This window comes from Serratia sp. AR11, assembly GCF_056376275.1.
This window is the reverse complement of the sequence record NZ_CM150739.1, coordinates 5,002,724-5,025,370: the sequence shown is the minus strand read 5'-3', so window position 1 is coordinate 5,025,370 and position 22,647 is coordinate 5,002,724. Positions and strand designations below refer to the sequence as shown.

Sequence of the window (22,647 nt, the reverse complement as noted above, 5' to 3'; positions counted from 1 at the left end):
TGAGCGATGGGCTGGATCGGTAATTGAAGGGGTTACAGTGACAAATCGAGTAGAACAACTGCGCCGGCAGTTAGCGCAGCGAATTTTAGTGTTGGACGGCGGTATGGGCACCATGATCCAGAGCTATCGTCTGGAAGAGAGTGACTTTCGTGGCGAGCGTTTTGCCGACTGGCAGAGCGATCTGAAAGGCAATAATGACCTGCTGGTGCTAACCAAACCGGAAGTGATCACCGCCATTCACTACGGCTACCTGGAAGCGGGGGCCGACATTCTCGAAACCAATACCTTCAACTCCACGTCCATCGCCATGGCCGACTACCATATGGAGTCGCTGTCCGCCGAGATTAACTACCAGGCCGCCTGCCTGGCACGAGCCTGTGCCGATGAATGGACCGCTCGCACGCCAGAGCAGCCGCGTTACGTGGCCGGGGTGCTGGGGCCGACCAACCGTACCGCCTCTATTTCACCGAACGTCAACGATCCGGCGTTCCGTAATGTTTCTTTCGATGAGCTGGTGGAAGCCTACCGCGAATCGACGCGTGCGCTGGTGGAAGGCGGTGTCGATCTGATCATGATCGAAACCATCTTCGATACCCTGAACGCCAAAGCCGCCGCCTTCGCGGTGGAAACCGAATTTGAAGCCCTGGGCGTTGCGCTGCCGATCATGATTTCCGGCACCATCACCGACGCCTCCGGCCGTACCCTGTCGGGCCAGACCACCGAAGCCTTCTATAACTCGATGCGCCACGTCAAGCCGCTGAGCTTTGGCCTGAACTGTGCGCTGGGTCCGGACGAACTGCGCCAATACGTTTCTGAGCTGTCGCGTATCTCGGAAAGCTACGTCACCGCTCACCCCAACGCCGGGTTACCCAACGCCTTCGGCGAATACGATCTGGACGCGCAAGAGATGGCGAAACAGGTCGGCGAGTGGGCGAATGCCGGTTTCCTGAATATTATCGGTGGCTGCTGCGGCACCACGCCGGAACACATTGCCGCGATGGTCAAGGCCGTGGCGGGTGTGCCACCGCGCCAACTGCCGGCGATCCCGGTCGCCTGCCGTCTGGCCGGCCTTGAGCCGTTGAACATCGACGCCAAGACGCTGTTCGTCAACGTGGGCGAGCGTACCAACGTCACCGGTTCCGCCCGCTTTAAGCGGCTGATCAAAGAAGAGAAATACAGTGAAGCGCTAGCCGTTGCCCGCCAGCAGGTGGAAAGCGGCGCACAGATTATCGATATCAACATGGATGAGGGGATGCTCGACGCCGAAGCGGCGATGGTGCGTTTCCTCAACCTGATTGCCGGTGAACCGGATATTGCCCGCGTGCCGATCATGATCGATTCTTCCAAATGGTCGGTGATCGAGAAAGGCCTGAAGTGTATTCAGGGCAAAGGCATTGTTAACTCTATCTCGATGAAAGAGGGCGAAGAGGCCTTTATCCACCACGCCAAACTGGTGCGCCGCTACGGTGCTGCGGTCGTGGTGATGGCATTTGACGAGGCTGGCCAGGCGGATACCCGCGAGCGCAAGTTCGAGATTTGTCGCCGCGCTTATAAAATCCTGACCGAGCGCGTCGGCTTCCCGCCGGAAGACATCATTTTTGACCCGAATATTTTTGCCGTCGCCACCGGTATCGATGAGCATAACAACTATGCCGTCGACTTTATCGAAGCCTGTGCCGACATCAAAACCCACCTGCCGCATGCGATGATCTCCGGTGGGGTGTCCAACGTGTCGTTCTCATTCCGCGGTAACGATCCGGTGCGTGAGGCGATCCACGCGGTATTCCTGTATCACGCGATCCGCAACGGCATGGATATGGGCATCGTTAACGCCGGGCAGTTGGCGATCTACGACGATCTGAGCGCCGAACTGCGCGATGCGGTGGAGGACGTGATCCTCAACCGCCGCGACGACGGCACCGAGCGGCTGCTGGAGCTGGCGGAAAAATACCGCGGCAGCAAAGACAACGAAGTGGCGGTGCAGCAGGCGGAATGGCGCGGCTGGCCGGTCGAAAAACGGCTGGAATATTCACTGGTCAAAGGGATTACCGAGTTTATCGAACTGGATACCGAAGAAGCGCGCCAGCGTGCGGATCGTCCGATCGAAGTGATCGAAGGGCCGCTGATGGCGGGCATGAACGTGGTCGGTGACCTGTTCGGCGAAGGCAAGATGTTCCTGCCTCAGGTGGTGAAATCCGCCCGTGTGATGAAGCAGGCGGTGGCCTATCTGGAGCCGTACATCGAGGCCAGCAAAGAGAAAGGGACGACGGCGGGTAAAATCCTGCTGGCGACGGTGAAGGGCGATGTACACGACATCGGCAAAAATATCGTCGGCGTGGTGTTGCAGTGCAACAACTACGAAATTGTCGATTTGGGCGTGATGGTGCCGACGGAGAAAATCCTGAAAACCGCGCGTGAGCAGAACGTCGATATCATCGGCCTGTCGGGGCTGATTACCCCGTCGCTGGACGAGATGGTCAACGTGGCTAAAGAGATGGAGCGTCAGGGCTTTACCCTGCCGTTGCTGATCGGCGGTGCCACGACCTCCAAGGCCCATACCGCGGTGAAGATTGAGCAAAATTACAGTGGCTCAACCACCTACGTGCAAAATGCCTCACGCACCGTGGGTGTGGTGTCGGCACTGCTTTCCGCCACCCAACGCGACGATTTCGTGGCGCGAACCCGTAAAGAATATGAAACCGTGCGCATCCAGCATGCGCGTAAAAAACCACGCACTCCACCGGTCAGCCTGCAAAAAGCGCGCGATAACGCCATGGTGCTGGATTGGGAAAGTTATCAGCCGCCGGTGCCGAAACGGTTGGGCGTTTACCCGGTTGAAGCCGGTATAGAAACGCTGCGCCATTACATCGACTGGACGCCGTTCTTTATGACCTGGTCGCTGGCGGGTAAATACCCGCGCATTCTGGAAGATGAAGTGGTGGGTGAAGAGGCCAAACGGCTGTTCGCCGACGCCAACCAGATGCTGGACATGCTTGCCGCCAACGGCAGCCTCAACCCGCGCGGCGTCTATGGCCTGTTCCCGGCCAACCGCGTCGGCGACGATGTGGAGGTGTACCGCGACGAAAACCGTGATGAGGTGCTGGTGGTCAGCCGCCACCTGCGCCAGCAGACGGAAAAAACCGACTTCCCGAACTACTGTCTGGCGGACTTTGTCGCGCCGAAAAGCAGCGGCAAGGCCGACTACTTCGGTGCTTTCGCGGTGACCGGCGGTCTGGAAGAGGATGACCTGGCGGCGGCCTATGATGCGCAGCACGATGATTACAATAAAATCATGGTGAAGGCGCTGTCGGATCGTCTGGCGGAGGCTTTCGCCGAGTACCTGCACGAGCAGGTGCGCAAGCTGCACTGGGGCTTCGCGGCGGAAGAGAACCTGAGCAACGAAGAGCTGATCCGCGAAAATTATCAGGGCATCCGTCCGGCTCCGGGCTATCCGGCCTGCCCGGAACACACCGAGAAAGCGGAAATCTGGCGCCTGCTGGACGTTAACCGCCACACCGGTATGGTGTTGACCGAATCCTTCGCCATGTGGCCGGGGGCGGCGGTGTCCGGCTGGTACTTTAGCCACCCGCAAAGCAAGTATTTTGCAGTAGCCCAGCTCCAGCGCGATCAGGTGGAAGACTATGCGGCGCGTAAAGGCATGAGCGTCAGCGAGGTTGAACGCTGGCTGGCACCCAACCTCGGCTACGACGCCGACTGATTATCCTTCTTTAGGGGCGCGGCTTGCCGCGCCCCTGTCATTGTGCCTCCACGTCAATGTGCAGCGCGTCGTAACGCCAATATTCCAAATCACAATCAATCACCCGATCGTGCTGATCGCGGTTAACCCGGGTAATAAACAGCGCCGGGCTGCCGTAGGTTACTTTCAGCATGGTGGCCGCTTCCTGTGGCAGCAGGGTGGGCAGCATATCGAAACGCACCCGGCCATAACGAATACCGTAGCGTTCGGCGTACAGCCCGGTCAGCGACTGGGTTAAATCTTCGTCCAGGATACCGGCAAAATAGGCGGGATTGAGGTAGTGCTCGCAGTACAACACCGCACGACTGTCGATATAGCGCAGCCGACGAATGCGGTAGATCTCGCTACCAGGGGGCAGATCCAAGCGTTGGCACAGGCTGCCGTACAACGGCAGAGTGGTGGCGTCGATCACTTCGGTATGGGCATCGCGTCCCTGCTGCTGCGCCATGGCGTGGAAATGGCTGCGCTGCAACGGGTTGTACACCAGCCGGGGCGGCGAAATAAACCAGCCACGCCTGACCTGACGGTAAATCACACCCTGCGCCTCCAACTGGCCGAGCGCTTCCTGCAGCGTAATGCGGGTGGTGGAAAACTGTTCGCTCAGGGCTCGCTCAGAAGGCAGCTTGCCGTCGGCGTTGAACTCCCCGTCGGCGATACGGCTGGCCAGAATCTGGCAAATAGTCGCCACGGTTGTTGTTCCTTCACTCATGCACAGTTGCCCCAATTGAGTGCGCTTTGCCCCGCTAAAGGTAGACCAACGTAAGCTTCGGTGACGCCCGAATGCGATAAAAATGCTGCTTTTTTAGACTGACATATAATTATCACATTCGTCCGTTAGATTGGCTTGGTTCTTGCTGGACTAGTCCAGCCACTTCCACACTACCACCCGGAGCATCAGTTATGAAACGTTTGTGCGCTTCTGTGTTAACCAGTGCCATTATCCTGTCCAGCCAGACCAGCTGGGCTGCCGATTCCGATCTGGCGGCGCTGGCACAGGCTGCCAAGAAGGAAGGGGAAGTCAACAGCGTCGGTATGCCGGACAGCTGGGCCAACTGGAAAGACACCTGGCAGGATCTGCTCAGCAAGTACGGCCTGAAACATGCCGATACCGACATGAGCTCGGCGCAGGAAATCGCCAAGTTCGATGCCGAAAAGAGCAACGCTACGGCGGATATCGGTGATGTGGGCGCGGCATTCGGCCCGATCGCGGTACAAAAAGGGGTGACCCAGCCGTACAAGCCATCCACCTGGGATCAGGTGCCTGACTGGGCGAAAGACAAAGACGGTCATTGGGCGCTGGCCTATACCGGCACCATTGCTTTCATCATCAACAAGAAACAGGTGAAAGAGATCCCGCATAGCTGGGCGGATCTGCTGAAAGGAACCTATCAGGTCACTATCGGTGACGTGGGTACCGCCTCGCAGGCGGCCAGCGGCGTATTGGCGGCCACTTACGCCATGGGCGGCAATGAGAAGAACCTGAAGCCGGGCCTGGAATTCTTCGGCAAGCTGGCGAAAGCCGGCCGTTTGAGCCTGAGCAACCCGGTGATCGCCTCACTGGAAAAAGGCGAAGTCCAGGTCGGCGTAGTTTGGGACTTTAACGGCCTTAACTACCGTGACCAGATCGACAAAACCCGCTTTGAAGTGTTGATCCCGTCCGACGGCTCAATCACCTCAGGCTACACCACCATTATCAACAAATACGCCAAGCACCCGAACGCCGCCAAGCTGGCGCGTGAATACATCTTCTCCGACGCCGGCCAGATCAACCTGGCGCGTGGCTACGCGCGTCCCATCCGTGCCGAACATCTGACGCTGCCGGACGATGTCAAAGCCAAGCTGCTGCCGGCCGAACAATATAAAAATGCTCACCCAATCGCCGATCCGGCGGCCTGGGAGCAAAGCGCCAAAACGCTGCCGCGCCAGTGGCAGGAAAACGTCATTATGTTTATGCAGCAGTGAGTTAAGCCATTATGAAAACGATCCTCGTACTGCTGGACGGGCTGAACTATCAGGTGGCGCATGACGCCATGGGCTATCTGCAGGCCGAATGTGCGGCAGGGCGCGGACGGTTATATCAATTGGAGAGCGAGCTTCCCTCGCTCTCCCGCCCGCTGTATGAGTGCATCCTCACTGGCGTGCCGCCGGTGGAGAGTGGCGTGGTGCATAATCAGGTATCACGCCTCTCACAGCAGCAAAGCGTGTTTCACTATGCGCGCGCCGCAGGGCTAACCACCGCTGCGGCCGCCTACCATTGGTTCAGTGAGCTGTATAACCGCACCCCGTTTGATGCCGCCCGCGATCGCCATACCGACGATGCCGAGTTGCCGATCCAGCACGGCCATTTTTATTACGACGACCGCTACCCGGATTCGCATCTGTTTGACGATGCCGAAAGCCTGCGCCGCCGTCATCAGCCCGATTTCTTGCTGATCCACCCGATGAACATTGATGATGCCGGGCACCGCTTCGGCCTGTCTTCGCCGCAATACCGCAATTCGGCGCGCAATGCTGACGGCGTGCTGTCGCGCTATTTGGCCGATTGGTTGGCCGACGGTTATCAGGTGATGGTTACCGCCGATCATGGCATGAATGACGATCGCAGCCACGGCGGCGTGTTGCCGGAAGAGCGTCAGGTGCCGCTGTTTGTCTTCGGCAGCGCATTTAGCCAAAACGATGCCGACCCGCAGCAAACCGACCTGTGCGGTACGTTGTGCGAGGTGCTGCAGGTGGCGCACGACAAGCCACGCTGCCGTGCGCTGTTGGCATAAGGGTGATTGATGAAAGCCAAGTGGATTGCCGCCTTGTGCCTGTTGCCGTTTATCCTGCTGTTTGGTGCGTTCCAAATCGCGCCGCTGGTGTGGATTGCGGTCAGCAGTTTTTTCAGCCAAACCAGCGGCTGGGGGCTGGGCAACTATGCTGATGTGTTGACCTCGCCGTTTTATCTGCAGGCGTTTCAGTTCTCGCTGGAGATTTCCCTCTGGTCGAGCGTCTATGGGCTGTTAATCGCCCTGGTGGGCAGTTACTCACTGCGCCAGCTGGGTCAGACGCGGTTCCATGATTTTGTGATGTCGTTTACCAACATGACCAGCAACTTCGCCGGGGTGCCGCTGGCGTTTGCCTTCGTCATCCTGCTGGGGCTGAATGGCTGCCTGACGCTACTGCTGCGCAAATACGGCCTGATGGAGAGTTTTAACCTTTACTCCAAAACCGGGCTGATTGTGCTCTACACCTACTTCCAGATCCCGCTCGGCGTGCTGCTGCTGTACCCGGCGTTTGATGCGCTGCGCGAAGACTGGCGCGAATCGGCATCCTTGCTCGGAGCCAGTCCGTGGCGCTATTGGCGGCATATCGGCCTGCCGGTGCTGGCACCGGCGCTGATGGGCACCTTTGTCATCCTGTTGGCCAACGCATTGGGTGCTTATGCCACAGTCTATGCGCTGACCACCGGCAATTTTAACGTTATCCCCATCCGGATCTCGGCGCTGGTGGCGGGGGACATCTCTCTCGATCCTAACCTGGCCAGTGCGCTGGCGATGCTGCTGGTGGCGATGATGGCGTTTATCACCCTGATCCATCAGTGGCTGCTGCGCAGGAGTTACCTCAATGCACGCTCATAATATTGCGGAGGGCGGCCATGTCGCGTTTTGAAACCGGCTATCACCGCGTGGTGAGCGGCTTGCTGCTGCTGATCCTGCTGTTGCCGCTGGCGGCGACGCTGATTTATGCGCTGGCCACCCAATGGGGCGCGACCATACTGCCGGACGGTTTTACCCTGAAATGGCTGGTGACGTTATGGAGCGATCCGCGTTTCCTGCTGGCGCTATGGCACTCGCTGCTGATCTGCTTTGGCACTTTGGTGCTGGCAGTGGTGGTGATTTTGCCGATGATGTTTGTGATTGCTTACTATTTCCCCAAGCTGGATGCGGTAATGAACGTGCTGATCCTGCTGCCATTCGCCGTGCCGCCAGTGGTGTCGGCGGTCGGGCTGATGCAACTGTTCGCCGCCGATCCGCTGCCGTTACTGGGTACGCCGTGGATCCTGATCGGTTGCTACTTCTCTATCGCGCTGCCGTTTATTTACCGCGCCATCAGCAACAACATGCAGGCGATTAACCTGCGTGATCTGATGGATGCCGCGCATCTGCTCGGGGCCAGCACCTGGAAAGCGGCACTGTTGGTGGTGCTGCCGAACCTGCGCAAGGGCGGGATGATTGCCGTGCTGTTGTCGTTTTCTTTCCTGATTGGTGAATTCGTCTTCGCCAACCTGCTGGTGGGTAGCCAGTATGAAACGCTGCAGGTTTACCTGTTTAACATGCGTAACGGCAGTGGCCATTTCACCAGCGCACTGGTCATTTCTTATTTCGCCGTGGTGCTGATCGTCACCTGGTTGGCGAATTTGCTGAATAAAAATAAGGGCTAACCCATGGCTTATCTCAACGTGACCCGCCTCAACAAACACTACGGCCAGACCCAGGTATTTCAGGATATCGATTTCACTGCCGAAGAAGGTGAGTTTGTCACGCTGCTCGGGCCGAGCGGCTGCGGCAAGTCTACGCTGCTGCGCTGTCTGGCGGGCCTGACTTCGGTCGACAGCGGGCAGATCCTGCTGCAGGGGCAGGATCTGGTGCCGGTGCCGCCGCAAAAACGCGGTATCGGCATGGTGTTTCAGAGCTATGCGTTATTCCCGAACATGACCGTTGAAGGCAATGTGGCATTCGGCCTGAAAATGCAAAAGCTGGCGACCGGGCAGATCCAGCAGCGGGTGCAGGAGGTGCTGGCACTGGTGGAACTGACCGAACTGGCGAAGCGCTACCCGCATCAACTTTCCGGCGGCCAGTGCCAACGGGTGGCGCTGGCGCGATCCCTGGTGACGCGTCCGCGCTTGTTATTGTTGGATGAACCGCTCTCGGCGCTGGATGCCCGTATCCGCAAACACCTGCGCGAACAGATCCGTCGGATCCAGCGTGAGCTGAACCTGACGGCGATCTTTGTCACCCACGATCAGGAAGAGGCGCTGACGCTGTCGGATCGCATCGTGCTGATGAACAAGGGGCAAATTGTACAAAGTGGCGATGCGGAAACCTTATACACCCAACCGGCCGACGTTTTCGCCGCCGGGTTTATCGGCAACTACAATCTGCTGAGCGCCGAACAGGCGTCGGTTTTGACCGGCAACACTTATCGCGGTAAGGTGGCTGTTCGCCCGGAGTCCATGACCTTACTGCCTGCCGGGCAGGGTATCGCCGCCACTATCCTTAACCACAGCCTGCTGGGCAACGTGGTGCGTTATCGGGTTAAGGCCCGCGGCGTAGAGTTGCTGGTCGACGTGCTCAACCGCTCGGTTGAGGATTTGCGGCCCGACGGCAGTGAAATTGGACTACACTTAGAAACTGTTACATTACGGGAAGTTGCATGACATTTTCCCGCTGACAAACGGAATTTCCCTTTCCTTCAGCGGCAGTCTGCAACCCGTTGCCGCTGTTCTGCTCTTTTAACGCCCGGCAGAACGGTTGCCTTGCTGGCGTTTAGGGAGCGTATTTTTCGTGTTGACCCTTCTTCATCTGCTCTCTGCGGTGGCGCTGTTGGTGTGGGGTACCCACATCGTGCGCACCGGGATTATGCGGGTCTATGGCGCTAATTTGCGTCGAGTATTGAGCGACAGCGTGCAGAAAAAGCCGCTGGCGTTCGTCTCAGGTATCGGCGTGACCGCGCTGGTGCAAAGCAGTAACGCTACTGCGCTGCTGGTGACCTCTTTCGTCGCACAAGGGCTGGTGGGGCTGACGCCTGCACTGGTGATCATGCTCGGTGCCGACGTTGGTACCGCGCTGATGGCGCGCATCCTGACCTTTGATCTCTCCTGGCTGTCTCCGCTGCTGATCCTGGTCGGCGTGTTCCTGTTTCTCAGCCGCAAGCAAACTCGCGTGGGCCAAATGGGCCGAGTGTGTATTGGCCTGGGGCTGATTGTTCTGGCGCTGGAGCTGATCGTGGCTGCCGCAACGCCAATCACCCAAGGGGCAGGGGTGAAGGTGCTGTTCTCGTCATTGACCGGTGATGTGATGCTGGATGCCCTGACTGGCGCGTTGTTCGCCATTGTCAGCTATTCCAGTCTGGCGGCGGTGCTGCTGACGGCAACTCTGACCGCCTCCGGCGTGATCTCGCTGAAAGTGGCGCTGTGCCTGGTGATCGGTGCCAATCTTGGCAGTGGTCTGCTGGCGGTGATTAACACCAGCGGCCAGAATGCCGCCGGCCGTCGGGTGGCGCTAGGCAGCCTGCTGTTCAAGCTGATCGGTTGTGTGCTGGTGCTGCCCTTTGTCTCTTATCTGGCTGATGCGATGGCCCGGCTGCCCGGTGGCAACGAAGAGTTGGTGATTTATTTCCACGTGTTCTACAACCTGATCCGCTGCCTGATACTGATCCCGCTGGCCGGGCCGATGGCGCGGCTGTGCGAAACGCTGATCGCCGACGTAGCGGCTGACGATCCCCGGTTGCGACCACGGCATCTGGATGCCAGCGCGTTGGATACGCCGACGCTGGCGTTGGCCAATGCGGCGCGTGAGACCCTGCGCATGGGGGATGTGGTAGAACATATGATGATCCTGCACCGCGAAGTGCTGCACGGCAAGATAGGGCAGGATAAAGAGGTGCGCCGGTTGGACGATGACGTTGATGTGCTGTACACCGCCATCAAGCTGTATCTGGCGCAGATCCAGAAAGAGGAACTGGGCGAAGAGGATTCGCGACGTTGGGCAGAAATCATCGAAATGGCGCTCAACCTGGAGCAGGCCGGGGACATTATCGAACGCATGACCGGCGATATTGCGTCGAAGTCACTTGCGGCGCGGCGGGCGTTTTCAGCTGAAGGGTTGGCGGAGCTGGACACGTTGTATGAGCGACTGATTGGCAACCTGCGGTTAAGTCTGTCGGTGTTCCTGTCCGGTGACCTCACCAGCGCCAAGCGGCTGCGACGCTCCAAGCACCGCTTCCGTATTCTGGATCGCCGTTACGCGCATGCCCACGTCGATCGCCTGCACCAACAGAACGTGCAAAGCATCGAAACCAGTTCGCTGCATCTGGGGCTGCTGGGTGACATGAAACGTCTGAATTCCCTGTTCGCAGCGGTGGCGTATAACGTGCTGGATCAGGATGAGAAGGATGACGAGCGTGAGTGGGAGGACACCCCGAGCACGCTATAAAAAATGCCCCCGGCTGAAACCTGCTGCCAAAGGCATTGCTTAAATAGGCGTCTCCCTCTCCCGAAGGAGAGGGGACCATTTACCGCCAGTTATTTACCCGAAAAGACTCCTGCCTTGGCATCAGCGGCCTGGTTGTTGATATAACCACCGACCGGGGTCTCCAGGTTCACCACGCTTTTTCCGGCGATGCCCAGCAGTGCGCCGGCCGAGGCGGCCGCATCGAGGTGGCCGCCACCCTGATAGCGATTGCCCGCCACGTCCTGTTGCTCCAGCTTGCCGTTACCCAGCGTCACCTCGCCTTGTTGGCTGCGGATCTCGCCGCCGGTCAGGTGGGTGTTGCCCTGCACGTTCAACGTCACGTCATTTTTCCCGCTGATGGCGGACTGCACGCCAACCGCATCGTTATTGACCACGTCGGCGTTGACCTTGAACTGGCCCTGTAGCCCTGCGGGGCCGGTCAGGCTCTCTTTGGACTTGTTGCCGAGGAAGCGAGCGCCGCGATCCCACAGCGGGGCCTTCTCTTTTTCGCCGACCAGCGTTTCCGGCAGGGTGACCTTGCTATCGGCCTTGCTGAAACTGACCGCGCCGGTGGTATCCTGTTTTGGATCGAGACGACGGGCCACGCTGTTGTACTTGTCGGTGATGGCGTCAGCGGCCTTGTCGATGCCGCCCTCCAGCTTCTCCTTCACTTTACCGGCATAGTGCGGCGTGCCCACTTTCGACAGTTTAGAGGTGATGCTGCTGGCCGGATCGTTGGTGTGGCTCAGGCCGACGTCCACGTTGACCTTGACGCTGCTTTCGCTGTCTTTACGGCTCTCGACGTGCAGATCGCCACCGACGTTGCCCTGCACGCGATCGGCATCGATTCGCGCGCCGGCCAGGGTAGTGTCTTTACCGCTGTTGAGCGTCACTTCGTCGGCGCTAATCAGGCTGTTGACCTGGCTGGTTTTCTGCAGTTTATCGACGCCGACCTTCACTCCGGCACCCAGAGTATGGGTGTCGCTGCCGCTGGTGGTGTCAACCTTGCCGTTGGCATCCTTGTTGAAGGATTGGCCGCCTTTGACGTTGGCCTTCAGCCCCAGGTTCCAGTTGTTTTTCTGCTCCTGATTTTGCGCCGACTCTAACACCACACCGCCGTGTTCGGCATTCAAGGCGACGCTGCTGCCTTTGACCTCGGTTCCCTGCAGGTGCAACGCCTGGTCGCCATTGCCTTTGGCGGTAATGTTCACTGCGCCGCCGCTGGTGATTTTGCCGCCCTGTTGAGTCGTGGAGGACTCATCGACCTTGGCAATGTCAAATGCACCGCCGAGGGAAATGACGCCTGCGCTTTTTTTGTCGTTGTCGGTGCTGATACCACCAATATCGATATTGCCTGACAGCGTGTCGTCCTTACGCGTTTGGTGCGACTTGGCTGCCTGTAGCGCCACCTTGTCGCCAGCCTTCAGCGAGACGTCACCCTGACTGGTAACCGTGCTGCCTTGCAGCGTCAGCCCACGACCGGCCTCAAGCTCTACGCCCTGCTTCCCGCCGAGGTGGCTGACCTGTGCGCTGCTGCCATCGCTCGCCCCTTTGCTGTGACCGCCGCCCAGCCCGGCGCCGAAGCTTTTGGTTTCCGGTGAGGTACCGCCTTTGGCCGACACTTTGACATTGAAGCCGCTGTGGCTTTCATGGTTGCGATCGGTGGCCTGCTCGAAACGGAGATTGCCGTCTTCCGCTTTCACCTGTGCCTTACCCTTGCCAGCATCCAGCGAGGTCCCCTGATACACCGCGTCCTGCTTGACCTTGATATCGATGCCATTGGCGGCGGTGATGCTGCCGGTAACGGCCTGGCTGCCGCCGCTTTCGCTGCGCTTATTACCGCCTTCGCCTTTGGCATCCACGGTCAGATCGCTACCGGTGGTGGTATAAACGCGCACGCTGGCGCCGCCGCGGGTTTCGCTGTTGCTTTCCTGCCGACTGTTTTGCGCCGCTTCACTTTGGTGGCTGTCTGCCGTCAGCGTTACGCTCCCCTGGGTGGCCTGATATTTTGTTCCGCTATCCTGCAGTTTACCGCTGGCGGATACCTCAATATCCCCGGCGGTAATGGTGCTAACCACGGCCTGCGAACTGCGGCTGCGCTTTTCGCTGCTGCCGCCATTGGCGCTGATATCCAGCCCGACATTAGGTGCGCCGATGCCGCCGATCTCGTTAATTACACCGTTGGCGTCCAGCTTCGCGGCTTTCCCTACCGCGCGCTCAACCGGGCGGGTGACGGCGCTGTAATCAATGTTGGCACCGATATCCACGCCGACGTCGGTTTTGCGGGTGTGGCTGCTTTCGCTGTCGACGGCGGCCAGATGGGCGACGCTGTCGGCATTTTCCTGATATTTACCGCCCACCTGGTGCTGGGCACCTTGCTGGGTCAGCTTGTCCTTGGCGTTAATGGTCAGATTGCCGGCAATGTCACTGCCCGAAGTCACAGCCTTGCGGCTTTCCGAGTGTGTTTTGCTGTTCTCGTAACCGCCTTCGATACCGGAACCGACTTTATCTATGCCACCGGTGTAATAAAAACCGCCGCCAATTTTGGTTTTCTCGGTGTCGCTGGTGGTCTTGTTTTCCGCCGCCAGGAAGGAGACGTTGTCGCCGCTGACGCTGGCATCACCCTTAGTGGTCGTCAGTTTGGAGCCGGTGAAAGTCACGTCTTTATCCGCTTTCAACGCTACGCTGCCGCCACTGAGCATCGAAGACTGTTGCTCGCTGCGGGTGGTTTTCTCGCTGTCGCTGGTATGTTCAATTCGTAGGCCGGCGCGGTATTGCTTATCACCTTGCTCTTTGGCATAACCGTTGACAGTCAGCGCGGTTTTCTGCTCATCAATGCGTTGCTGCTGCTCTGCGGCGCTGACGTTGATATTGCCACCGGCATTGATGTCCAGCTTGCCGACGCTGGTCACCTTGCTGCCCACCACGTCGGTATCCTTTTTACTGACCAACTGCAGGTTGGTATCGGAAACCAGCTCACTGGCGGTGGACTGTTGGTAACTGTTGTTGGATTTTTGCGAACTGCTGGTGATGTTAAAGGCAGTGCCGGTGCGGGCATTGACCTTGTCGACGTTGGTACTGAGCGCGTTGTCGATCCGCAGGCCACCTTCACTGGCTTCGACAAACCCCCCCTGTTTGCCTTTCACCTTGCTGCCGGTAATGGTGACGCCCTGCTGCCCGTTCAGCCGCAAAATGCCGTCGGCTGTCAGTTCGGAGGCGTTGCTGATCTCGCGAAGGTTGCTGTTGTCCTTGTTGTTACCGCCGCCAATCCCGCCCCATGAGGTTTTATTGTCGCGGACGGTCTTCGCATTGGCGGTTTTTTGCACGTTGATATTGATTTGGTCCTTGGCGTCGACCGTCAGGTTACGTCCCGCATGGGCTTTGGCCCCCTGGGCCTGCAGATTGTTGCCGGCCGTGAGCGTCAGATCGCCGCCGGTATACAAATCGCTGGCCTTCAGGCTTTCGGTCTCCTGGCTGTTGTACCAACTGCCGGTGCGCAGGCTGGAGGTATGGTTGCGCTGATTACCGCGTTCGCTGGATTTATCCTGCTCGACCAGCCCGCTGAGCTGCACGTCGCGCTTGGCCTCGATTTTCAACGTGTCGCCCGCCGTGATCGTGGTGCCAAGCAGCTTCACATCCTGTTTGGTGGCGGTCAGCGTGGCATTCTTTGTGGCGCTGATGGTGCTGCCGATCTGCTGATGCTGTTCATTATCACGGCTGACGTTGTACTTCCAGGAGTAGAACCATTGGTTGTCGGTGTCGCCCTGAGCCTGTTTCAGTTGCTGACCGTCGAGCGTCAGGCTGGCGCCTTGCAAGCGGATCTCGTCACCTTGAATATCGACGGCGCTCAGGTGGTTGCTGTTATCGGCCAGCAGGCTGATGTTTTTACCTTTCAGCTTGGTGCGGGTCAGTTGCTGGCTGTTGTTGTAGTCGCTGATGTCAATGCCGCCGCGATAGTTTTGGTAGTTATCACCGCTGGTGCGGCTGGTGTCGTAGTTACTGACCTCGCTTTGGGCACTGATGTTGTGGGCTTTCACCCGGATCTCTTCACTACCCTGCAGTTGGCCCGCCAGCCTCACACCGCTGCCGGTTCGGGTATGGACGATATTGATGCGCCCTGCCTGCATGCTGCCAAGATAGTAGCTGTCCGTCGTGCCGAAGAACTGCTCCAAGAGTGTTATCTCAGGTTGCTCGCTGCTGAGCACCTGTGCATCGCGCGATACGCGGTTATTGCCGCTGATGGCATTGATATCCGATACCCTTTTGTTGCTTTTCTGATCGTAGACCGGTTTGACGATCACCTCGCCGCGGCTGTTGATTCTCGGTGCGATCAAATCCAGCACGCCAGCGGCGTTCAGTTTGCCATCCAGGCTCAGGGTGTTGCGATTACCCAGCGTGCTGTAGCCCTGCAGCATGCCGTTTTCCACCAGCGGGTTGCCCACCACCAGTGATGAACGGCTGGTATTGATAAAACCGCAGCCGTTACAGCTAATGCCGTTCGGGTTGGCCAGCACGTAGTCGGCCGCCATGCCGAAGATTTCCTGCTGGCCGAGCAACAGTGATGGATTGCGGCTGATCACTTCGTTGAGGATCACGCTGGCCGCCTGATTGTTCAGGTTCGGGTTGGCACCCAACTGCCCGGCCAACTGAGACTGCCCGGCGTTGAGTGAGTTATTCAGCACCGCGCCTGGCTGGTTGACGTTGAAATCCTGATACTGGTTATGCGACAGCCCGTGGTCATTCGGGGTCACGATATTCACCACCTGCGCACCGTTACCGGCAGTGGTAACACCGGGTCCGTTAGCACCGTTGGCCGCCACGATCTCAGCGGCGTAACCGCTGCCGAACGAGGTGAGAATGATCGCCAGTGAAGCGGCCAACTTACCCGCCGCCGAAAGCCTGAAGTTATTATTTTTCATCCATGTATCTCCATATATCGCTGTGGTAGTGCAAGAAAACGCTGACTAAAAGGTGTACGAAAAGCGCGCCAGTACCTGGACGGGATCGTCGGGCATGGCGTGACTGGACAGTAGCCAGCCACGGCTGGCTTCGACGTCGAGCGACGCCCGCTGGTAACGCAGAGTGGCGCCGGCGCTCAGACCTGCGCTGCTTTGCCAGCCAGAGGGGCGATTGTCACGCGGTAGCACCCGGCCGACATCGCCACCAATGCGCGGGGTGAGGATGCTTTGGCCCAGGTTGAAGCTGCGGGACAGGGTATTTTGCAAATACCAGCCGTTATCGCCGGACAGCGTGCTGCGGCTGAAACCGCGGATCGCGCTGCGGTCGGTCAGGCTGAGCCATTCCACGCCGGGCAGGCGATCGCGGCTGTATTGCCCGTAAAGCAGGTTACTGAGCTGGTAGCTGGAACCGGCCAGGGTGAAACGTTGGTTGAGGTTGGCAAACAGCTTGCCCTTGGTGAATTGGGCATCGGGCAGCCCGGCACCGCCGTGGCTGTCGGCCCCAAACCACGGCAATCCTTGTTCTACGCTGAGGTTGGCGCTGACAAGCCCGCCAGGCAGGATCTGCAGGTGGTTAACGCCCAGTTCGAACAGGCTGAGCGTCGGGCTGCCGAGGCCGATACGCACGGTGTCGAAATAGTTATTGATGCGCTTATGGGTTAGCTGACCGCTCAGGGCGTTGATTTGATCGCGATCGCGGTAAAATACATAGTCGCCGCGCAGGCCGTACTGCTGGGTCTGACCGTGCAGCTTATAGCTGTTGAACACCAACTGCTGGCGGTTCATGTATTGCGAATAGCTGGCAAAGCCGCTGAAGGTAAAGGCGCCGTAGGGCAGGGAATAGAGCAGGGTATAGGCGCGGTTGTAGCGCTGCGATGGGTCTTTCAGCGTGCCGGCGACGTTCAGACTGACAAAGTCCGACAGGCCGAATGGACTGTCCAGCGTTGCCGTGCTGCGCGCTAACCACTGGCCGGTATTTTTTTGGCCATAATTGTCCAGAGTGGCAGACAGCAACCAGGGTTTGGCATGTTGGTTGTGCAAGCGAATAATGGAGCCGCCGGTTTGGCTGCCAGGCAATATATCCAGACGGGTTTTGTTCGATTGCAAACGATTGGCCTGATCCAATCCCTGGTCGAGCTGAGTTAATTTCAGCGGCTTACCTTCCAGTCCGGGGAATAATAATTGGCTGTTAACCCAACGATCGCCACCTTCTATTTTCTCGATAAATCCTTCGGTCACCCGCAGCCCTAATTCACCCTCGGCATTAGGGCGAATAAACTGTACGCGGGCGGTGATATAGCCTTTATCAAGGTATAAACGGGTTAATTCGCGCGTCAGGCGGTTGATGTCATTACTGCTGATGCAACGCTGTGGCAGTGCGCTGAGCGCCGCCAAATCTTTCGCCGACAGCAGGGTAATGCCTTGCAGATATACGCCATCGATGGGCAGGCACTGGGCCGAACGCGGTAATGCCGGGGTCGCAGGCTCGGGTTCTGCCAGTAATTGCTGCTGTTTAAGCTGTCGGTAGCGGCGTTGCTCTATCTGTTGATTCACTTCACGCGTGCCGTCTTGTAGGGCGCGGCGTGATTCGCCCATCGGCGAAAAATGCTCCATTTCCGGCAGGGTAGCGGCGGGGAGTGCGGTGCTGAACAGCAACGCCAGTGCGACGGTTTTTTTAATCATTTTAATCCATTATGAGAAGCCAGCGGGGTGGCCTGCTCAATCCATGAGGTCAAGAAACGTACGGCCAGAGGCCGGCCCGAAACAGCGAGCGACAAGCACATTGCGTGATATCTCGATTTGCCGCAGGCAAATTAAGACGATGGGTATTTATCTAAATAATAATTAGGCTGCTTGTTTTAATTTTCAGATTTCTTTAGTTAATTAACTAAAAAAAGTAATTAACCTTTCCGTTATTTAAACTTTATCGGCACGGATAGGAAGAATCTGAATTTTTATTTTGTCTGGGGATAATAGGGGAACGGGATATTTCTGACAATCCGACCAGTGGCAAATACGAAATTTCGCAGAAGGGGTGGGGCGCAGTTATTTGCGCCCCGGAGTGAGATTATTTTTTGTCGGTCGGCCGACCGGACCAGTAACCCGCCAGCAGGGAGCCGGACAGGTTATGCCACACCGAGAACAGCGCGCCCGGCAGAGCGGCCAGCGGCGAGAAATAGATTTTACCCAGCGTCGCCGCCAGCCCGGAGTTCTGCATGCCGACTTCAATCGCCAGCGTACGGCAGGTGGACTCGTCGAAGCCAAATAGCTTGCCGCCCCAGTAACCGCTCAGCAGCCCGATGGCGTTATGCAGGATCACCGCGATGATCACCACCAGCCCGACCGAAGCGATGTGGCTTTGGCTACCGGCCACTACGGCGCTGATGATCGCCAAAATACAGACCATCGACAGCGCCGGCAAAATAGGCTCAATGCGTTTGACGGTTTTGGTAAAGGTGTGATGGACGATCAACCCAAGGCCAATCGGGATCACCACGATCTGCAGAATGCTCAGCAGCATGCCCATCACATCGACGCTGATCTCGGTATCAACGTATAAGCGGGTCAGCAACGGTGTGGCGAACACGCCCACCAGTGTGGAAACCGCCGAGATGGTCACTGACAGTGCCACATCTCCTTTGGCCAGATAGATCATGACGTTGGAAGCCGTACCGCTGGCAACGCTGCCAACCAGCACCATGCCGGCGGAAAGGTCCGGCGGCATGTGGAACAGCATCGCCAGCAGCCAGGCCGCCAGCGGCATGATCAGGTAATGCAAAAAGATCCCTGCGGCTACCGGGCCAGGACGGGACAGCACGCGCTTGAAGTCATCCAGCCGCAGCGTGACGCCCATGGCGAACATGATCAACATCAACAGCGGGCTGACGTAGGGGCCGATACCGGTAAAGTTGGTGGGCGTGAAGTAGGCGGCGACGGCGAGCAGCACCGCCCACAGGGGGAATAATCGGGTAAATTTTGCCAGCATGAATGAGGTTTTCCTTAGCCAAATAGAACGATGGGATGGAGTTGTGTTTTTTTGCGAGTTCAGCGGACTGAACCCCTACGGTTATGAACTGATTTTTTAGATGTAGGGGCGCAGCGTGCTGCGCCCGCAAGGGATGATAATAGTTTATTCGAACAGATTGTGATGCAGGGTGCGTACCACTTGCTCGGCGTCGTTGCCGGGCACCAGGAAGCACAGGTTATAGCTGCTGGCACCGTAGCAAATCATGCGGATATTGAACGGATCGAGCACGCCAAACACTTCCTTGCCGACGCCGCAGGCCTGGGAAAGTTTGTTGCCAATCAACGCCACCAGCGCCAGGTTTTCTTCCACTTCCACCCGACACAGTGATGACAGGTCGGTCAGCAACGAGGTGGTCAGCGGGCTGCCACCGGTGTTGGTAGAGCCGGTAGTGTCCATGGTCAGCGCGATACTGACTTCGGAAGTGGTGATCAGATCCACCGAGACATTATGGCGCGCCAGAGTGTTGAACACTTCGGCCAGAAAACCGCGTGCGTGCAGCATGTTGAGGCTGTGCAGTGTCAGCAGGGTTTGCTTGCGGCGCAGTGCCAGTGCGCGGAACAGCGGCGGATTCTCGGTGGTATTACACACCAGGGTCCCCCCGGCGGCCGGATCCTTGCTTGAACCGACAAACACCGGAATATCGCAGCGCACCGCCGGCAGCAGGGTCGCCGGGTGCAATACTTTCGCACCGAAGGTCGCCATTTCTGCCGCTTCTTCGAAGGTAATTTTATCAATGCGTTTCGCCGCCGGAACCACGCGCGGATCGGTGGTGTAGATGCCCGGCACGTCGGTCCAGATATCCACCCGGCTGACGCTCAGCGCTTCGCCCAGCAGTGCGGCGGTGTAATCGCTGCCGCCGCGACCCAGCGTGGTGGTGCGGCCTTTCGGCTCGCTGCCGATAAAGCCCTGGGTCACCACCAGCGCTTCTTGCAGGCGCGGTTTGAGCAGCGATTGGGCTAATTGGCTCAGCGCTGCGGTGTCCGGTGTGGCACGCCCGAAGTGGTCATCGGTGTGCATCACTTTACGCACGTCAAACCATTCCGCCTGCACCTGGCGAGCGCGCAGGATCTCCACAAACAGCAGGGTAGACATTAGTTCGCCATGGCTGACCAGTTCGTCGGTCAATGCCGCCGAGTTTGCCAGCGACGCCGCTTCGGACAGCATGGCGATGTTTTCCAGCATGCGGTCGATTTCTTCGCGGACAACCGCCGGATTGTCGAGACAATCAAGGATAGCGTATTGGATGCGACGGATTTCATCGAGCTGGAAATGGCGTTTGTCGGCATCGCTGCCTTCGGCCAGAGCCACCAACAGGTTGGTGACGCCCGCAGAAGCGGACAATACCACCAGGCGTACGTCCGGATTGGCGAGTACGACGTCGGCGCTGCGGTTCATGGCTTCATAGTCAGCAACGCTGGTGCCGCCGAATTTGGCGACAACGGTGGAATTCTGGGGTGCTGCTTGGTTCATGTAAAAACCTCGTGTCAGGGTGGCTCTATTCAGAGAGCGCTTTTTTCATAGCCTTGGCACAAGGGAGGAGCGATAAGCAGGGGGCAGACGTAGAGGTTAAAGCTACGATACACCCAGAAGCGCCCCACCTTGCTGATTGCCCCTACGGACAATCCCTGGTGACAACTCAGGGGATTCAGCCCCTGTAGTCGATACGATGAATGCCGCACATCACCTTACCTCGGCGTCGCTCCCCCTCAAGCGCCGTCATTGGACAACGGCTCCTCTGACACTCTACCTGGGCGACGCACCTCTTCTGGCTTGCGCACCGGGTGCGCAAGTAGGCTGTTAGGAATAGCCGGTAATCGCGCTGCTGTCAACGTCCGGACGTTGAGGGATTTTCATCTTGTACCAGTGCAATCAGCGTACAGGGCATCGATGGGACGAAACCGGTACCGATCGGCTGCAAAGTGCCGTCCTCGCGCTGACTGAATAGCGGAATAACGCCCTGATGTTTCTCAAGATATTCCAGCCAGCCAAAGTTCTCGTTCAGCTTGGTGGCCTTGATGGCCGCCCCCTGGGCGATCAGACTGCTTAAGCGGCCATAAGTGGCTTCTTGATTAAATAAAACTTCATGCCGACGAAAGCGCGAGCTTTCACCACTGTTGCCGCGACCTTTCAGCGGGGCACCGGAGCGGATGGCGAACACCTGCCCGTCGCCAAAAATATGGCCAAAGTGATAGACCGCCAGCGCATTCTGATGGCGGTTGGGCGACAGCGCCAACACCTGCGCGGTATCGCTGAGATCGAGGTAGTTCTCGGCATGTTCGGAGTAAGCATGGCCATAATAGGCGGGGATGCCGTCCATACGCGCCTGGCGGTAATACTCCCAACTGCTGTCGGTGACGATCACCGGGATATTCATTTTTATCAACGCCTGCGCCAGCATGCGCGCCACGCTGTTGGCGCCGACGATCAGCACGCCGCGTGGTTTTTGCTGCTGTACCCGCAACCAGCGGGCCATCATGCTGCTGGTCAGGCTTTGCAGCACCACGGTACCGATGATCACGGCGAACACCACGGTCACCAGGCGATCGGCTCCAGGATAACCGCTGCGTTGCAAGGTCAGGGCGAACAGTGAACTGACCGCCGCAGCAACGATACCGCGTGGTGAAATCCAGCACAGCAGCAGCCGATCGCGCCAGTGCAGGGAGGAGCGCCAGGTCGACACCGCAATACACAGCGGCCTTGCAATAAACTGCACCACCAGCAGCAGGCCCAGCAGCGGCCAGCCCATATTCCACAACGCCTGGATATCAAGCCGTGCCGCCAAAATGATAAACAGCGCCGAAATCAGGATCGCCGACAGCTCTTCTTTAAATGCCAGGATGTCGCTGGTATCGACATCGCGCATATTGGCCAGCCAGATGCCCATCACCGTGACGGTCAGCAGGCCGGACTCGTCGGCAATGGCGTTGGACAGGCCAAAAGCGGTGAGCATAATTGCCAGCACCGCCAGGTTTTGCAGGTAGCCCGGTAGCCAGACGCGGCGCAATGCCAGACCCAGCAGGTAACCGAACAGTGCGCCAGCCACCAGACCGACGGCGGCAGTAATACCCAGGGTGTAGAACAGGTGGGTGTAAGATTCCGAATGCTGTTTCAGTACGATAAATTCAAACACCAGCAGGGTGAAGATAGCGCCGACCGGGTCGATCACTATCCCTTCCCAGCGCAGCACCTGGTTGATATTGGCGTTGGGTCGCACCACCCGCATCAGCGGGGCGATCACCGTCGGGCCGGTGACCACCGTTACCGCGCCGATCAGCGCCGCCAGCTCGGGGGGGAAGTCCAGCAGCCACCAGCAGGCTACGCCAATCACCAGGAAGGTCATCAGCATGCCGATGGTTACCAGGTTGCGCACTACGCCACCCAGGCCACGAATTTCCTCGACCCGCAGCGTCAGCGCGCCTTCGAACAGAATAATGGCGACCGACAGCGACACCAGTGGGAACAGCAAATCGCCAAACAGCGCGTCCGGCTGGACCCAATGCACCACCGGGCCCAGTACCACGCCAAACACCAGCAGCGGCAGAATGGCCGGCAGGCGTAACAGCCAGGCCAGCCACTGCGCCAGAAGCGAACTCAATCCAATAACCACCAACATCAACGGGGCAGATAATTCCATAGTCATGTCCTTCGTGTTTCAAACCGCAGCCTGATTGGCCGCGCATCCTTAGCCTA

General features: G+C 58.3%; 13 protein-coding genes and 1 riboswitch. Of the genes, 7 read left to right on the top strand and 6 right to left on the bottom strand.

Features of this window, described 5'->3' with window-relative positions:
• Window positions 1–22 precede the first annotated feature (22 nt).
• Window positions 23–3,718 (top strand): methionine synthase, encoded by a 3,696-nt coding sequence (metH, locus tag ACSOSI_RS23675; RefSeq protein ID WP_375189607.1) that lies wholly within the window; start codon window positions 23–25, stop codon window positions 3,716–3,718.
• Window positions 3,719–3,755: 37 nt separating this feature from the next.
• On the opposite strand, the gene ACSOSI_RS23670 is transcribed toward metH, so the two are convergent.
• A complete protein-coding gene (locus ACSOSI_RS23670; protein ID WP_476706253.1) occupies window positions 3,756–4,466 on the bottom strand; it encodes a UTRA domain-containing protein in 711 nt (236 codons plus the stop codon).
• A 191-nt stretch (window positions 4,467–4,657) separates the two neighbouring features.
• Between ACSOSI_RS23670 and ACSOSI_RS23665 the strand changes: the two genes are divergently transcribed.
• The 6 genes from ACSOSI_RS23665 to ACSOSI_RS23640 all read left to right on the top strand — a co-directional run bounded on the left by ACSOSI_RS23665 (window position 4,658) and on the right by ACSOSI_RS23640 (window position 10,953).
• Window positions 4,658–5,719 (top strand): ABC transporter substrate-binding protein, encoded by a 1,062-nt coding sequence (locus ACSOSI_RS23665; protein ID WP_017894228.1) that lies wholly within the window; start codon window positions 4,658–4,660, stop codon window positions 5,717–5,719.
• Window positions 5,720–5,730: 11 nt separating this feature from the next.
• Entirely contained in the window at window positions 5,731–6,528 is a 798-nt protein-coding gene (locus tag ACSOSI_RS23660; RefSeq protein WP_261133040.1) for an alkaline phosphatase family protein, read from the top strand.
• A 9-nt stretch (window positions 6,529–6,537) separates the two neighbouring features.
• Window positions 6,538–7,377 (top strand): ABC transporter permease, encoded by an 840-nt coding sequence (locus tag ACSOSI_RS23655; RefSeq protein WP_476706252.1) that lies wholly within the window; start codon window positions 6,538–6,540, stop codon window positions 7,375–7,377.
• 17 nt (window positions 7,378–7,394) lie between these two features.
• A complete protein-coding gene (locus ACSOSI_RS23650; protein WP_012147179.1) occupies window positions 7,395–8,180 on the top strand; it encodes an ABC transporter permease in 786 nt (261 codons plus the stop codon).
• A gap of 3 nt (window positions 8,181–8,183) precedes the next feature.
• The gene (locus ACSOSI_RS23645; protein WP_012147178.1) at window positions 8,184–9,176 is read left to right on the top strand and encodes an ABC transporter ATP-binding protein; all 993 of its coding nucleotides are present in this window, start codon (window positions 8,184–8,186) and stop codon (window positions 9,174–9,176) included.
• A gap of 127 nt (window positions 9,177–9,303) precedes the next feature.
• The gene (locus ACSOSI_RS23640; protein WP_012147177.1) at window positions 9,304–10,953 is read left to right on the top strand and encodes a Na/Pi cotransporter family protein; all 1,650 of its coding nucleotides are present in this window, start codon (window positions 9,304–9,306) and stop codon (window positions 10,951–10,953) included.
• A gap of 89 nt (window positions 10,954–11,042) precedes the next feature.
• Here ACSOSI_RS23640 and ACSOSI_RS23635 read toward each other — a convergent pair whose 3' ends face one another.
• The 5 genes from ACSOSI_RS23635 to ACSOSI_RS23615 form a co-directional block, all read right to left on the bottom strand.
• Window positions 11,043–15,890: a hemagglutinin repeat-containing protein gene (locus ACSOSI_RS23635; RefSeq protein ID WP_476706251.1), complete on the bottom strand. Its 4,848-nt coding sequence runs from the start codon at window positions 15,888–15,890 to the stop codon at window positions 11,043–11,045.
• 45 nt (window positions 15,891–15,935) lie between these two features.
• The gene (locus tag ACSOSI_RS23630; RefSeq protein WP_476706250.1) at window positions 15,936–17,612 is read right to left on the bottom strand and encodes a ShlB/FhaC/HecB family hemolysin secretion/activation protein; all 1,677 of its coding nucleotides are present in this window, start codon (window positions 17,610–17,612) and stop codon (window positions 15,936–15,938) included.
• Window positions 17,613–17,997: 385 nt separating this feature from the next.
• The gene (panS, locus tag ACSOSI_RS23625; protein ID WP_261277122.1) at window positions 17,998–18,915 is read right to left on the bottom strand and encodes a ketopantoate/pantoate/pantothenate transporter PanS; all 918 of its coding nucleotides are present in this window, start codon (window positions 18,913–18,915) and stop codon (window positions 17,998–18,000) included.
• A 144-nt stretch (window positions 18,916–19,059) separates the two neighbouring features.
• A complete protein-coding gene (lysC, locus tag ACSOSI_RS23620; RefSeq protein WP_261277123.1) occupies window positions 19,060–20,427 on the bottom strand; it encodes a lysine-sensitive aspartokinase 3 in 1,368 nt (455 codons plus the stop codon).
• Between the two features lie 109 nt (window positions 20,428–20,536).
• Window positions 20,537–20,730, bottom strand: a riboswitch (Lysine riboswitch).
• 52 nt (window positions 20,731–20,782) lie between these two features.
• Window positions 20,783–22,591 (bottom strand): cation:proton antiporter, encoded by a 1,809-nt coding sequence (locus tag ACSOSI_RS23615; protein WP_261099254.1) that lies wholly within the window; start codon window positions 22,589–22,591, stop codon window positions 20,783–20,785.
• Between the last annotated feature and the right edge of the window lie 56 nt (window positions 22,592–22,647).

What these genes read in the sequence shown, in the direction of transcription:
- ACSOSI_RS23670 (WP_476706253.1), bottom strand. Translation starts at nt 4,466, where the DNA reads ATGAGTGAAGGAACAACAACCGTGGCGACTATTTGCCAGATTCTGGCC.
- ACSOSI_RS23665 (WP_017894228.1), top strand. Translation starts at nt 4,658, where the DNA reads ATGAAACGTTTGTGCGCTTCTGTGTTAACCAGTGCCATTATCCTGTCC.
- ACSOSI_RS23660 (WP_261133040.1), top strand. Translation starts at nt 5,731, where the DNA reads ATGAAAACGATCCTCGTACTGCTGGACGGGCTGAACTATCAGGTGGCG.
- ACSOSI_RS23655 (WP_476706252.1), top strand. Translation starts at nt 6,538, where the DNA reads ATGAAAGCCAAGTGGATTGCCGCCTTGTGCCTGTTGCCGTTTATCCTG.
- ACSOSI_RS23650 (WP_012147179.1), top strand. Translation starts at nt 7,395, where the DNA reads ATGTCGCGTTTTGAAACCGGCTATCACCGCGTGGTGAGCGGCTTGCTG.
- ACSOSI_RS23645 (WP_012147178.1), top strand. Translation starts at nt 8,184, where the DNA reads ATGGCTTATCTCAACGTGACCCGCCTCAACAAACACTACGGCCAGACC.
- ACSOSI_RS23635 (WP_476706251.1), bottom strand. Translation starts at nt 15,890, where the DNA reads ATGAAAAATAATAACTTCAGGCTTTCGGCGGCGGGTAAGTTGGCCGCT.
- ACSOSI_RS23630 (WP_476706250.1), bottom strand. Translation starts at nt 17,612, where the DNA reads ATGATTAAAAAAACCGTCGCACTGGCGTTGCTGTTCAGCACCGCACTC.
- panS (WP_261277122.1), bottom strand. Translation starts at nt 18,915, where the DNA reads ATGCTGGCAAAATTTACCCGATTATTCCCCCTGTGGGCGGTGCTGCTC.
- lysC (WP_261277123.1), bottom strand. Translation starts at nt 20,427, where the DNA reads ATGAACCAAGCAGCACCCCAGAATTCCACCGTTGTCGCCAAATTCGGC.
- ACSOSI_RS23615 (WP_261099254.1), bottom strand. Translation starts at nt 22,591, where the DNA reads ATGGAATTATCTGCCCCGTTGATGTTGGTGGTTATTGGATTGAGTTCG.